The 13,003-nt window shown below is 53.9% G+C and carries 12 protein-coding genes and 1 pseudogene; 3 read left to right on the plus strand and 10 right to left on the minus strand.

Annotation, left to right across the window (positions count from 1 at the left end; genetic code table 11):
• The first annotated feature begins 358 nt into the window (after nt 1-358).
• Nucleotides 359-1,894, plus strand: a complete 1,536-nt coding sequence (locus tag ABYK60_RS17195; RefSeq protein ID WP_372873230.1) for an MFS transporter — start codon at nt 359-361, stop codon at nt 1,892-1,894.
• Between the two features lie 105 nt (nt 1,895-1,999).
• Here ABYK60_RS17195 and ABYK60_RS17200 read toward each other — a convergent pair whose 3' ends face one another.
• Nucleotides 2,000-2,431 carry a universal stress protein gene (locus tag ABYK60_RS17200; RefSeq protein WP_372873231.1) on the minus strand — a complete coding sequence of 144 codons (432 nt, stop codon included), beginning with the start codon at nt 2,429-2,431 and terminating at the stop codon, nt 2,000-2,002.
• Between the two features lie 60 nt (nt 2,432-2,491).
• Nucleotides 2,492-2,875 carry an STAS/SEC14 domain-containing protein gene (locus ABYK60_RS17205; RefSeq protein ID WP_372873232.1) on the minus strand — a complete coding sequence of 128 codons (384 nt, stop codon included), beginning with the start codon at nt 2,873-2,875 and terminating at the stop codon, nt 2,492-2,494.
• A 161-nt stretch (nt 2,876-3,036) separates the two neighbouring features.
• Between ABYK60_RS17205 and ABYK60_RS17210 the strand changes: the two genes are divergently transcribed.
• A complete protein-coding gene (locus ABYK60_RS17210; protein WP_372873233.1) occupies nt 3,037-4,476 on the plus strand; it encodes a coniferyl aldehyde dehydrogenase in 1,440 nt (479 codons plus the stop codon).
• An 11-nt stretch (nt 4,477-4,487) separates the two neighbouring features.
• Nucleotides 4,488-5,072 carry a TetR/AcrR family transcriptional regulator gene (locus ABYK60_RS17215; protein WP_372873234.1) on the plus strand — a complete coding sequence of 195 codons (585 nt, stop codon included), beginning with the start codon at nt 4,488-4,490 and terminating at the stop codon, nt 5,070-5,072.
• A 19-nt stretch (nt 5,073-5,091) separates the two neighbouring features.
• Here the strand turns inward: ABYK60_RS17215 and ABYK60_RS17220 are convergent, their stop codons facing one another.
• From ABYK60_RS17220 to ABYK60_RS17255, 8 genes and pseudogenes are all read right to left on the minus strand, one after another.
• The gene (locus tag ABYK60_RS17220; RefSeq protein WP_372873235.1) at nt 5,092-6,438 is read right to left on the minus strand and encodes a PAS domain-containing sensor histidine kinase; all 1,347 of its coding nucleotides are present in this window, start codon (nt 6,436-6,438) and stop codon (nt 5,092-5,094) included.
• Complete coding sequence (locus ABYK60_RS17225; RefSeq protein WP_372873236.1) at nt 6,438-7,880, minus strand: sigma-54-dependent transcriptional regulator; 1,443 nt, start codon at nt 7,878-7,880, stop codon at nt 6,438-6,440. The genes ABYK60_RS17220 and ABYK60_RS17225 overlap by 1 nt, the downstream gene beginning before the upstream one ends.
• Before the next feature lie 78 nt (nt 7,881-7,958).
• The gene (locus ABYK60_RS17230; RefSeq protein ID WP_372873237.1) at nt 7,959-9,176 is read right to left on the minus strand and encodes an FtsX-like permease family protein; all 1,218 of its coding nucleotides are present in this window, start codon (nt 9,174-9,176) and stop codon (nt 7,959-7,961) included.
• A 9-nt stretch (nt 9,177-9,185) separates the two neighbouring features.
• A complete protein-coding gene (locus ABYK60_RS17235) occupies nt 9,186-10,478 on the minus strand; it encodes an ABC transporter permease (RefSeq protein ID WP_372873238.1) in 1,293 nt (430 codons plus the stop codon).
• Nucleotides 10,479-10,487: 9 nt separating this feature from the next.
• Nucleotides 10,488-11,180, minus strand: coding sequence for an ABC transporter ATP-binding protein (locus tag ABYK60_RS17240; RefSeq protein WP_372873239.1), 693 nt, complete (start codon nt 11,178-11,180; stop codon nt 10,488-10,490).
• 29 nt (nt 11,181-11,209) lie between these two features.
• The gene (locus ABYK60_RS17245) at nt 11,210-11,332 is read right to left on the minus strand and encodes a hypothetical protein (RefSeq protein WP_372873240.1); all 123 of its coding nucleotides are present in this window, start codon (nt 11,330-11,332) and stop codon (nt 11,210-11,212) included.
• Nucleotides 11,333-11,346: 14 nt separating this feature from the next.
• Nucleotides 11,347-12,600, minus strand: a complete 1,254-nt coding sequence (locus ABYK60_RS17250) for an efflux RND transporter periplasmic adaptor subunit (protein WP_372873241.1) — start codon at nt 12,598-12,600, stop codon at nt 11,347-11,349.
• Nucleotides 12,601-12,921: 321 nt separating this feature from the next.
• Nucleotides 12,922-13,003 (minus strand): annotated as a pseudogene (locus tag ABYK60_RS17255) (IS200/IS605 family transposase); the annotation flags it as partial.

A 13,003-nucleotide genomic window follows, 5' to 3' on the forward strand; every position in this document is an offset into this window, starting at 1 on the left:
GATGTCCCCTCCCCCTTCCCGGCGCTGATTTTTATGGCACTTTGCATCTATGTCATCAAGACGCGGCGTAAAGAAGCCCTCTGGTATCCCCTCTGATCCATCAACATCGAAACCGCGCTTTTCATAATTTTTCATAAGGGGGCCTCACATGGCCTCTTTTTATCTGCGATACAAAATCCCCCCCCTGTATCGCCCTTACAAGCTTTCAATTCCACCTCTTTGACCGCTTTCTTTGGTCTTTACCGCCAAACAGGGTAAAGTGGCCTTTTCCGGCGGCTGACTCCCCCGGAACCCGCCATGCCCCTGCTGCCATGGCGGGATAAAAACCAATAATAAAAGACAAAGAGAAGGACACGTCATGAGTCAATCAAGCAATTTGTCGGGCAACGACCTCAGCGAAGTCAAACAGCTCGGAATGTGGGCCTCCATCATGAGCCTGAGTTACATTTTCTGGCTGGTTGGCGGCATGGAATTGGTGGAGCGCATTGCCTATTATGGCGTCAAAGCCAGTGCGGGCCTTTATGCCAAGGCACCTGTTTCCGAGGGTGGCCTGGGTATTTCCCTGTCAGATTACGGCGTGATTATTTCCACCTGGGCGATTCTGCAAACCTTTATCCCGGTGTTTACCGGCGGTATCTCCGACCGGGTGGGCTACAAAGAAACCATCTTCGCCTCCACCATCATTAAAATCTCCGGCTACCTGTGTATGGCCTTCTTCCCCAGCTTCTGGGGCTTTTTGGCAGGGGCCATGCTGCTGGCCGCCGGTACGGGTATCTTCAAGCCCGGTATTCAGGGCACCCTGGTATTGGCTACCCGCCGTGATAACAGCTCTATGGCCTGGGGGATTTTCTATCAGGTGGTGAATATCGGCGGTTTCCTCGGCCCCTTGGTTGCGGTACATATGCGCCAGCTCTCCTGGGACAATGTGTTCTACGCCTGCGCCGCGATTATCTCACTTAACTTTTTGTTTTTGCTTACCTATAAAGAGCCAGGTAAAGAAGCACGCCTGGAACGTCAGCGCAAAATCAAGGCGGGCGAGCTGAAGCAGGACTTCCTGTGGAAGGACGCCTGGAACGAGCTGAAAAAGCCGGTGGTGATTTACTACATGCTGGTATTTGCCGGTTTCTGGTTTTTGTTCAACTCACTGTTCGATGTACTGCCCATTCACATTGCCGAATGGGTGGATACCAGCGTGATTGTTTCCACCCTGTTTGGTGAAGAAGGCACCCGCAGTGGCATTTTGCAGTTCTGGCTGGGCCTGAATAATGAAGGCACCAAGGTTATGCCGGAAGGCATGCTGAACCTGAACGCCGGCCTGATTATGACCAGCTGCTTTTTAGTCGCCGCACTGACCGCCAAGTACCGAATCACCACCGCCATGCTGTGGGGCTGCCTGTTGTCCATCGGTGCCTTTGTGATGATTGGTGCAACCCATGCCGCTTGGTACATAGTGCTGGCCATTGCCATGTTCTCTGTGGGCGAAATGATGATCAGCCCGAAAAAGAACGAGTTTATGGGCAATATCGCCCCTGAGGGTAAAAAAGCCATGTATCTGGGCTTTGTTATGCTGCCACAGGGCATTGGTTGGGGTCTTGAGGGCTATTTTGGTCCCAAGCTGTACGAGATGTACGCGTCGAAAGAAAAGTTTGCCCGTCAAATGCTGGGCGAAGAAGGCATGAGCAGCGCCGATGTGGCGGCAATTCCGCAGGGTGAAGCCTTTACCCGCCTGGTGGAATTTACCGGCCGTGGCAGTCGTGAGCTGACTGAAGTGCTGTACAGCACCCATAACATCGGCATGGCCTGGTACATCATTGCCGCCATTGGCACCATTTCCGCGGTAGGGATTTTTATCTACGGCAAATGGCTGTTGAAGATGCAGCAGCAAAACGCCTGAAACAGCGCTAAATGCTGATATAAAACGCCGATTGGCAACCGTTAAAAAAGCAGCCCCTGGGCTGCTTTTTTACATTCACGGCGGCTTGCAGGCCCGCAACAATGTTTACTTCACTACCAATACCGGGCACCTGGCGCCATTGGCTACCGCCTCTGCCACATTGGTGTGCAAGAAATGTTGAATACCTGAATAGCCATGGCTGGCGATTACCACCATCCCCACATCAAACTCGTTAGCCTCGTTGATGATTTCCTCGGCGGCCTCACCGATACGGATTTTGGTCTCCACCTGCAAATCGGTATTGAGTTTGGCGAGAAGAGACTTCATTTTCTCGGCGGCGGCGTCCTCCATACTTTTCGCCAACTCCTCGGGAGTAATGGCCAAAATCATAAAGTTCTCATCCCCCATGGGCCTTGGCACCACGTGCAAAATCTTCAGCCCCACCTGATACAGGTTGGCCATTTCCACTGCGTATCTCAAGGCATGGGACGCGGTCTCGGAAAAGTCCGTCGGCCACAAAATTGCGTTGCTGACCATAGTCACCTCCAACTTATTGGCAGGAATTCTCTCCTTTAAGTGTGGCACACAGGGCAGATTTCAGTCGCCAAGCCAGTCCAGGGCATCCTGCCTGTCCACAAAAAACTTTGCATCGGCCGGAGTAAACCAATCGGCAAACATCGTCAACCACTCCTGCCAACCGGTTCTGCCCACCACAGCGATTTTTTCAAAATGTCGTCCATGTTTTATACCAAGCTTCAGGTCGTCCCACATGGCTCTTGCTTCCCAGCCATCCAGTTCGGTGGTGTCCACCAGCATATAAATGTCCGGGTCCTTAACACCTTTAATGGCGCCCTCCAGCACTGGCACCATGCGCTCATAGTCTTCATGGGTCAGGGTGCCCACCACCTTTAGCACCACAAAAAAATCATCCTGGCCGTGGCGCTCAACCCCAATGGTCAAGCCGTGTTTTAAGGTTGTCATATTCACCTCCCTAACCACTCCCTTTAGTTAATTGTAGGCAGGCTAACCCCCTCCACTGGTGATCCTGATCACGTTTTATCTGAATGCATTGCCAAAATCCTTCCATCGCACTACCATAGACCGACTAATCAGTCGGCTTTTTATTCTGCAAGGATAACAACATGAATGCAGCTCCCCAGATGCAAGCAGCCCCATCAGACGAAATCACTGCCATGCAGCAAATCTTTGAGCGCCAGCAGCAAAAGTTTGCCCGCTGCAGCTACCCCAGCCTGAGTGAGCGTAAAAATGCGTTGAGCCTGTTGAAACTCACCTTGCTGGAACAACAGGATGCGCTGATAAACGCCCTGAGTCGCGACTATGGCCATCGCAGTGAAGATGACAGCCGTATCTCCGATATCATGCCGGTGGTTAACCACATCAATTACACCCTGTCCAACCTCAAGCGCTGGAGTAAACCCAGCCGCCGCCATGCAGGCATACTGCTGGCACCGGCCAGCGTGAAGGTGGAGTATCAGCCCAAAGGGGTGATTGGCATTATCGTGCCCTGGAACTTCCCGGTCATGCTGAGCCTTGGACCGCTGGTTACCGCCATTGCCGCCGGCAACAGTGCCATGTTGAAAATGTCAGAGTTCACCCCCGAGACCAACAAGGTGCTCAAATCCTTACTGGCCAAAACCTTTGCCGAAGACAAGGTAGCCATTGTCGAAGGCGAAGCCGATGTGGCAGCGGCCTTCTCGGCGTTGCCGTTCGACCATATTTTGTTTACCGGCTCTACCGCTGTGGGCAAACATGTGATGCGTGCTGCCAGCGCCAACCTGACACCTGTGACCTTGGAGCTTGGTGGTAAGTCGCCGGTGATAGTGGCGCCTGACATGGATATGGATACCGCCGTTGAGCGGATGATTTACGGTAAGTGCCTGAACGCCGGTCAGATTTGCGTAGCCCCTGACTATGTATTGGTGCCACAGGGCAGGGAAGAGTCCTTTATCAACGCCTATCAGGCCAAGTTTGCCGCCCTGTATGGCAAGGTTGAGGCCAACAGGGACTATGGTGCCATCATCAACGAGCGCCAGTGGCAGCGGCTGATGACGGTACTGGACGATGCCAAAGCCAAAGGCGCCGCAGTGCACAGCGCCAGCGGCGAAGCGCCGCTTGATACTATCCGCAAACTGCCGACGCAGCTGCTGACGAATGTGAATGATGAGATGCTGGTGTTGCAGGAAGAAATCTTCGGTCCGCTGCTGCCCATCATTCCCTATGCCAGCCTCGACGATGCCATTGGCTATATCAACGCCAGACCAAGACCGCTGGCACTATACCTGATGAGTTTTGATGGCCAGACCCAGGACAAGGTGCTCAAGGCCACCCACTCAGGAGGCGTCTGCCTCAATGAAACCGTCTTCCACGTGGCCGCCGACGATGCTCCCTTTGGTGGCATTGGCCCTTCAGGTATGGGGCATTACCACGGCGAAGAAGGGTTTCGCACCTTCAGCCACGCCAAGACAGTGCTTAAGCGTGGCCGTCTGAATACCGGCAAACTGGTGCACCCGCCCTACGGCAATGCCATTCAGCAACTGCTGATGAAAGTGTTTTTGCGCTGAGGATTAATGGCATGAACAAAATAAACGGCGGCGCGGATAAGCGCAGCCAAATTCTGAATGCGGCTCTTAAACTGTTTAATTCACAGGGCTTTCATGGCACCTCCACCGCCAGCATTGCCAAGGCGGCAGGGGTGGCAACCGGCACCCTGTTTCACCATTTCGCCACCAAAGAGGCATTGCTGGAAACCCTGTTCCTGACGGTAAAAACAGAGTTTGCCGACGCCCTTGGGGCGTTAAAACTGCCGGATGGAGAACTGCAGCGGCAGGCCAAAATCCTCTGGTTCGCAGCCCTCGACTGGGCCATAGCGAACCCAGATAAGCAGCAGTTTTTCCAGCAATTTTCTCTGTCGGTGGAAATCCCGCTTACGCTGCGGGAAGAGGCCATGCAAGGCATTCTGGGGTTTATCGGCACCATGATAAACCAGGGGCAACAGCAAGGAGTAATCGCCCGGTTGCCGCTGCCTTTGATGCTGGAAAACTGCCATGGTCAGTACCTGTCTGCCACCCGGTTCTTCCTAGACCGTCCTGAACTGGCCAGCGACTCAACACACCGCGAAGCCAGCTTTCAGCTGTTTTGGACCGCCATGCGCCCATAAACAGTTAGTGTCCCGCTGATCATACAGGCAGGAATAATTGCACTGACAATCCGGTGCCGCTGCGGTTTTGCAGACTGATGCGGCCATCGTGTGCCTCAATGATTTCGCGGCAAAGAGCAAGGCCAAGCCCAGTGCCTTGTTGCTTGGTCGAGTAAAACGGCAGCAGCGCCTGAGACAGCACCTCTGCCGACATCCCGGGTCCACGATCCGATACCTCTATCACATAGCCTGCCACGCCAGCTACCGATGCATCCTGGCGGCGAACTGACAAAGCCACATCCTGTGGCGCTGAGCCACTCTCATGGGCATTTTTCAACAGATTCAGTAAAACCTGTTCAAGCTGCACCTCATCGGCCTGCAATGGCTCCACCGGCAGCTCACCAACCACAGTAAAAGGAGTTTGCAGCCCAAGCCCATGACAGAGCCGCGCCATATCCACAGGAGCCTTGTTGGGTCTTGGCAAGCGGGCAAAACGGGCATAGCCCTCAATAAACTCGCCCAAATGTGAGGTGCGTTTGTCTATGGTATCGAAAATCAGATTGAGCCTCGGCTCATCCAGCCTTGCGGCCAGCACGCGTCCGGAGCTGACCATAGAGCGCATCGGCGCCAGCGAATTATTCAGCTCATGGCTTATTACCCGAATCACTTTTTTCCACACCGCCACTTCTGCACGGCTGAGCTCACGGGTCATCTGCTTAAGCAGTATCAGCTGATGTTCAAGCCCATTGAGAGTAAAGCGTCCCCGGCTCAGGTGCCAGGTCTCGCTTTCATCATCACGCTCAACGGTAAACAAACCATCGGAAACAGCACAGAGCAGTGATGCCATTGGCTCGCCTATCGTGGCCGCGAGGGTGTTTATTGTCATGCCGGTAATGGCTTTGCCACCGTGTAGTTCATGACGGGCAGCGTCATTGGCGTAAATAATGTGGCCGTTGTTATCGAGCAACAACATCAGATTCGGGGAGTTTTGAATGACTTTATCGAGCAGTAATTCACGTTGATAGAGATGCTGCCGTTCACGGCGCAGTGTGTCACTGGCGCGGTTAAACAACCCCGCCAGCTTGCGAAGTACAGGGTCATCACTGGCGGGTAAGGAAGTGCTGAAATCATTGTCGATAAGATTAAGCAGCCCTAGTTCTATCGCATCAAGGCCACTGGCAAGTCGGCGGGTAAGCCAGGCACTGAGCCCCAGCGCAACCGTCGCCCCCAATAACAATGACGGCCACAGCCAATCCACGCCAAAGCGACTTACCAACAGCCACACTGAAATGCCTGCAAGACCCCAACCTAACAGCTGCACCAACAATAACCGCCCCCTGAGCCCCAACTCAGGCAAAGGCATACGCTTACCATGGCTTTGGGACATCACTGCCCCTCTTTGGAGGCTTTACCCTCAATACCAAACTTTTCCATACGCCGGTACAGAGCCTGACGGCTGAGTCCAAAAGACTTGGCCACCCGCGCAATAACGCCGCGGTGCTCTGCGAGCGCCGCTTCTATCTCACTGCGATCGGGTTCGCTGTTAATAGACTCAGCAGTCGATGCCATTTTGGGAGTCACCACTGGCGCAGATGTCCGGGCTGATGCAGCAAGCGTTGCTGCAAAAGATGTTGCACTGGTCGCTGAATTGACGGACGACAGAGCTGTCAGGCCGAAATCGGCCGCACTCAGAGCCTCCGTCCGAGCCAGAATCGATGCGCGTTTACAGGCGTTCTCAAGTTCTCGCACGTTACCCGGCCAGTGATGTGCCAGCAGCGCCGCCCCGGCCTCTTCATCCAGTTCGCGACCACCGGTAAAGTGTGCCACCAGCGGCAGTACGTCGTCTTTGCGCTCAGCCAATGGTGGCAGCGCCAATTCGACCACATTAAGGCGGTAAAAAAGATCTTCACGAAAGCGGCCATCAATGATGTCCTGCCTGAGATCGGCATTGGTGGCGCTCAGCACCCGCACCTTGCATTTGCGGGTTTGATGGCTGCCAAGCCGTTCAAACTCACCGGTCTGCAATACCCGCAGCAGCTTGATTTGGCCGGACAATGGCAGATTGCCAATTTCATCCAGAAACAAAGTGCCGCCATCGGCCGCCTCGAAACGGCCAATTCGCGCCTTGGTGGCACCGGTAAAGGCACCTGCCTCAGCGCCAAACAGCTCGGCTTCCATCAGTTCAATCGGCAGGGCTCCCACATTGACCTTGATAAAGGGCTTATGTTTAAGCGGCGAATTGGCATGCAAGATATCCGCAAGACGGTCTTTTCCCGCACCATTGGGGCCGGTGATAAGCACAGAGACATCAGATTTGGCCAGCTGAAGCGCCAAATCGACACAGCGTTCCATGGCAGGGCTGCCAAATACCAGCCCGCAAAGTTCGGCCTTATCAAACACGGCAGTACGCTCGGCCTTCTGGCGCTTGAGTTCACCATTTTCGCGGGACAGCTTATGCAGTGAAATCAGGTTACCAATGCTGGTCAAAAGCTTGGCATCATCCCAGGGCTTACCCAGATAATCGGCTGCCCCTGCCTTCATCAGTTCAACGGCCATTTCAAGCTCGGTCCAGGCGGTCAGCAGAATAATGGGGATCCCCTGACAACGCTCACGCAGGGCATGAAACAGCTCACGCCCTTCTTCACCACTGGTGGTATCACGGGTGAAATTCATATCCTGGATCACCAGTGAAAACTCGTGCTGCCCGATAGCGTCAAGGGCCATCTGCGGGCTTTGTACACAATGGCTTTTGTAACCATTGAGCTCAAGCATCAGTGAAAGCGCTTGGCAAACGTCCAGGTTGTCATCGACGATTAAGATCTTATCCATTTGATTCATCTTGGTTAATTTAGCCACTACACCATAACGTAAGGGCTCGCTATTTGCGAGCCCCTATGGGGTCAGGGATTACACACTGCGGGTGGCAATGGATGGAGATATTGCCGCCGCCTTTCTGGCCGGAATAATCACCGCGACTGTGGTCACCAGGAACAGCAGTACCGCGGTCATCAGCGGATAGGGCCAGGCCAGCGCCTCGAGACTGAAAAATTGCATCAGCTGACGACTGAGCTCAAAGGCCAGCAGTGAGCCTATCAGAGCGCCAGCCGCCAGCAGCAGATAGTTTTCGGTAAGGAACCACCCCAGAATATTGCCACGGGTGGCCCCCAGCGCTCTGCGGGTGCCAATTTGCTTGGTGCGGCGCTCAATATTGAACATCACCATACCCGACAAGCCCAAAGCGGTAATCGCCAGCAACAGCACTATCATGGCCCCGAGCACAAAGGCCATCATGGCATGCTGGGAATAAGCCGATTCACGGTACTGAGCTATGCTGTTAAACCCGAACAAAACTCTGCGGGGCTCGTCTCTATGCAACGCCTCTTTAATGGCATCTTTCAAACGGGCATGATCTGCTGCCTCGGCCCTCACTACGATAGTGTTGAACTGGCCGTTACCATTCATGTTCACATTCACAAGGACACTGTTTTCCACATCCTCATCATTCACCCAGGCACTTTGGAGCTTATCGACAACACCCACTATGGTAAAAACCGTGTCGCCACCTTCATACACCCGCTTACCAATGGCACTGTCATCACCAAAGGCGGCTTTGGCATAGGCTTTGGTAACTATCACTTCACGGGGTACCCCTGAGTCATCGAGTCCCTGGGCGATGCGGCCCGGTAAAAAGTTGCGCCCTTCGATGAGCTTAAGGCCGAAGGCGTCCAGCAGCTGCTCGTCCCCCATGTAAACAGCCATACTGGGCAGGCTTTTAGCGGTTTCAGGATCCGGGCCATCCATATATCCGGAGCGCCATCCGCTGCTGCCCAGCGGCAGCATATTCACAGGTGCTGCGTTTTTTACACCGGGTAAGGCACGCAGGATCTCCAGATCGCGGCGACTTCGCAGCGCTAAATCCATGCCCTCACCGAAGTTATAAAGCTTAAAGCTCAGCACCTCGGTCTCGGCAACCCCGGAAGCTCGCTCCATCAACCCAAGGCGCTGATGGATGATAAAGGCCGCATTGGCCACAATGGCCACAGAGAGAATAATTTGCAGCAACAGGAGTATTGGCGCACTGCGGCTTCGCAGCATGGCGCTCAAAATCGGTTTAATCGCAGTCATGGCCGCTCCTTATTGGCTCTTGAGATAAACGCTGGGTTTGGTTTTACAAATTACCCACGCCGGATACATACCCGCCAGCATGGCCGAACCTATGGCAATGGTGGGAGCAATAAACCAGATGCTGGGGTCAAGATTATCCATGCCAACAAGCAAAAACCTGTTGCTCAGGTATTGCAGTGCCATCCAGGCCCATAAGAGCCCCAGCACGCCACCCATGGCACCTATCATGCCTACTTCCACCATATGCTGAGCAAAGATATGCCCCTTACTGGCACCAATGGCACGACGCACCCCAACCTCGGGCGCCCGCCTGAGGAACTTGCTCAACATCAGGCCAAGGATATTCACCAGACACACCAGCAAGAACAACAGGCTAAGTCCAATCAGAATTTTGTTGTCTTCGGGAACAACCTTGTTGTCGATAAGGTGCGACGCAACGTCATTGAGTCTTACCCAACTGGTACGGCTTTTATCGGTAAAGCGTCCCAGTTGCTGCTGGCTGTCAACATAACCATCAAGGAAGTTACGGTAGTTTTCACGCTCAGCAGGGGTATTGAGTTCGGCCCAAAACTGGATCCACACTTTTTCAGTGGTAAACAGACCACTGTCTTCGTACTTCCAGCCACTGACGTTCCCCCAGGGGTCATACTTTTGCTGCTCCATTAAAGAAAATGGAATAAACAGTTTTTCGGTGCCGTCGGTTGGGCCGTTATGCAGATCGTAGAACTTGGGCAATACCTGCCAGTCGTCAATCACCCCAACAATGCGAAAGGGTTTGTCGTTGAGGAACACCGTCTCTCCGACGCTGTTACTGCCGTTAAACAGCCGATCGTTGACTTCCTTGGCTATCACCACCATGTTGGCAGGTTCAGTGTCGACACTGACATCCCAGGCACCGCCAAACAGGAAAGGCACAGAGAACATGGCAAAGAAGTCACGGTCGGTCACCCGCACGTCTTCGAGCTTAGGCTCTATATCCGGGTTTGACGATGTCAGCGCCAGCCCGGTGCGGATCATGGCCGCTTTGCGCGGTGCAACATCGGACTTGCGCAGGTTCATCACATCCTGAAAGGTAAGATTCACCACAAACTCGTTCCAGGTATCCGGCCCCTGACTCCAAAGGTTGACCGAATACAGCTTATCGCTGCGATCCCCGGCGGGATTATTTGCCATCAGTTGGTGCACATTAAGGGTCATGATGGTGATGCCTATGCCCACTGAAATAGCCATCACCATCAGCAGCGACATCATGGGTGTCTTGCGAATAGAGCGCCAGGCGAGATCCAAATAGTGACTTAACATGTCGCCCCCTTAGCCATTAACCACGGCGCGGCCGCTAAGGAAATCACACACCTGACCATCCACTATCTGGATGTTACGCTCGGCGCGGCGTGCCAGTTCACCATCGTGGGTCACCATAATAATGGTAGTGCCCTGACGGTTAATATTTTCAAGCAGCTCCATTACCTGACGGGCCATCAGCGAATCGAGATTCCCGGTAGGTTCGTCCGCCAGCAAAAAACGCGGTTTACCGGCAAGAGCCCTGGCAATGGCTACCCGCTGCTGCTGACCACCGGACAGCTGTGACGGCAAATGGCTTCTGCGGGCACCAAGACCCACCTGGGTCAGCGCCTCGTCGACACGCTGACGACGTTCACTGCCATTAAGGCCTCGATAACGCAGTGGCAGCTCAACATTCTCGGCCAAATTAAGGTCAGGAATAAGATTAAAACCCTGGAAAATAAACCCAATTTTATGATTCCTGACTTTGGCTGCACCACTGTCACTGAGGTTGGCCACGTTTTCACCATCGAGCCAATACTCACCGCCAGAGGCGTTTTCCAACAAGCCGGCAATATTTAAAAAAGTGGTTTTGCCCGAGCCGGAGGGGCCAGTAACCGCCACAAACTCACCTTCGTTCACCTGCAAATTGAAGTCCCGCAGCGCATGGGTTTCCACCAGGTCGGTGCGATAGAGCTTGCTGATGTTTTTCATGGTTAACATAGTTTTCATCCTTTATCTGTTTGGCCCGCTCAGCGCAGCAGCCAGAGTCCTAATTCGTTGTATTGCCAAAGCCCCTGAAACAGCAGCGACACACCAAGCACCAGGCCGCTTAACGCAAATTCAGGACATAACCGTATCAATCTGTGTTTCATACTTTTTCCGGATTTCAGTAAAGGCTTACCCGGTCGACCTTTTTCAGGTTTTCAGCCCCTGAAATCACCCACACGTCGCCTTCATTGGCGCCATCGAGCACCTGCACATGACTGACACTGCGGGCACCCAACTTCACCTCGGTGCGACTGGCGCTGTCGCCTTCAACCCGGTACACCTCTCCGGACGGATCGGTAACAAAGCTGCCTCGACGCACCATCAACACATCATCCAGGTTTTCCAGCAGAATACGGGCTGACAGGCGTTGGTTCTGACGCAGCTTAAGCTGCTGTCCATCCCTGAAGCGCACCCGGGTCAGAACCTGTCCGGCCTGCACTTCAGGCGAAATCGACGAGAGCATTCCAGCGGCCTTTTCACCGCCCAGATCCAGCTCCACTTCCATCCCCAATCCCAGCTCATCGGCGTAGGATTCAGACACCGCCAGCTCAGCCTCGAAAGCAGTTAAGTCCACCACGGTGAGAATGGCCTGACCGCGACCGAGACGGGCTTTTTGTTCTGTCAGCCAGTTACCGATAATGCCGTCCACCGGTGCCTTTATTTCCAGAGCGGCCACCTGACGGCGCAAATCATCCACCAACAGCTGTTGGCGCTTATGCTCCAGCTGTTTGTTTTTAAGCTCGAACGCCAAGGTATCGCGCATCAGGGCAACTTCCTGCTCTGCATGGGCAAAGTTGAGTTTGGCCTTTTTGAAATCATCCTTGGTTTTTTCAAAGTCGATGCGGCTGATAAGCTCTTTCTGGATCAGCAGGTCGCCACGGCGACTTTCACGCTCGGCGGCATCAAGCTCTACCCGGGCGGTGTCCAGCACCTGCTGGGCACTCAGCTGCTGACGGCGGGCATCCAGGGTGGTTCGCTCCACATCACCGCTTAAGGCATCGAGTCTGGCTTGTTCCTGCGCCAGATTGCTGGCCAGCAAAGGACTGTCTATCACAGCTAGCCTTTGCCCTTTCACCACAGCATCGCCGGGGCGGGCTTCCAGGGTCACCATGCCTTCTTCGGGGGAGTAGAGAATGGGCGCGTTGGCAGCGACAATTTTTCCGCTGGCGATGATATCCCGCACCAGGGTGCCGCGGGTCACGGTGGCCGTGACCAGGTCACTTCGCTTGGCGGAGTGGGCAGCACCATCGCCGCTGCCCATGGCCCACACAGCTACCGCTGCAACCAGGGCGACACCGCCCGCCATCCACGCAAAGCGTTTATATCCTTTTGGTGCCAGCACCTTGTCCTGTCCACTGGTATCCCTGATCATCCCATCCTTCCCCAACCGGAGTGTCCGGTCATGCTATTTGCTGCTTTGATACACCAATCAATTCAAGTGGCATGCCAACTTTAAAAATTGAATATATTCAATTAATTAAGTTAAATTCACTGGCAATTATCTTGTCCGCGGACAATCAAAAGTGTCCGCTACATAGCAAAGTGTCCGCCTGCAATGCTTGCCCGGACAATGACCGTACAACTTGGGCAAAAGCATTGCCCCCCGAATGGCGCTCGCAGATCCCTCAGGACAGGTAAATAATCCACCTTCTGAAGAAGGTGGCTTTGCGTTAACCCCCTAAAAGGGGGCCTTCTATTCCAGAGCAAGCTGAGCTTGCTCTTGCCTTTCCGCTTTCTCTTGATGTCTCACATATCGGCGAATTATCTCTTCGTTA

Source organism: Shewanella sp., from assembly GCF_041630135.1.
GTDB lineage: Bacteria > Pseudomonadota > Gammaproteobacteria > Enterobacterales > Shewanellaceae > Shewanella.

Bases quoted from the DNA above. Each gene is read 5' to 3' on its own strand.
- ABYK60_RS17195 (WP_372873230.1), top strand. From the start codon at position 359: ATGAGTCAATCAAGCAATTTGTCGGGCAACGACCTCAGCGAAGTCAAA.
- ABYK60_RS17200 (WP_372873231.1), bottom strand. From the start codon at position 2,431: ATGGTCAGCAACGCAATTTTGTGGCCGACGGACTTTTCCGAGACCGCG.
- ABYK60_RS17205 (WP_372873232.1), bottom strand. From the start codon at position 2,875: ATGACAACCTTAAAACACGGCTTGACCATTGGGGTTGAGCGCCACGGC.
- ABYK60_RS17210 (WP_372873233.1), top strand. From the start codon at position 3,037: ATGAATGCAGCTCCCCAGATGCAAGCAGCCCCATCAGACGAAATCACT.
- ABYK60_RS17215 (WP_372873234.1), top strand. From the start codon at position 4,488: ATGAACAAAATAAACGGCGGCGCGGATAAGCGCAGCCAAATTCTGAAT.
- ABYK60_RS17220 (WP_372873235.1), bottom strand. From the start codon at position 6,438: ATGTCCCAAAGCCATGGTAAGCGTATGCCTTTGCCTGAGTTGGGGCTC.
- ABYK60_RS17225 (WP_372873236.1), bottom strand. From the start codon at position 7,880: ATGGATAAGATCTTAATCGTCGATGACAACCTGGACGTTTGCCAAGCG.
- ABYK60_RS17230 (WP_372873237.1), bottom strand. From the start codon at position 9,176: ATGACTGCGATTAAACCGATTTTGAGCGCCATGCTGCGAAGCCGCAGT.
- ABYK60_RS17235 (WP_372873238.1), bottom strand. From the start codon at position 10,478: ATGTTAAGTCACTATTTGGATCTCGCCTGGCGCTCTATTCGCAAGACA.
- ABYK60_RS17240 (WP_372873239.1), bottom strand. From the start codon at position 11,180: ATGTTAACCATGAAAAACATCAGCAAGCTCTATCGCACCGACCTGGTG.
- ABYK60_RS17245 (WP_372873240.1), bottom strand. From the start codon at position 11,332: ATGAAACACAGATTGATACGGTTATGTCCTGAATTTGCGTTAAGCGGC.
- ABYK60_RS17250 (WP_372873241.1), bottom strand. From the start codon at position 12,600: ATGATCAGGGATACCAGTGGACAGGACAAGGTGCTGGCACCAAAAGGA.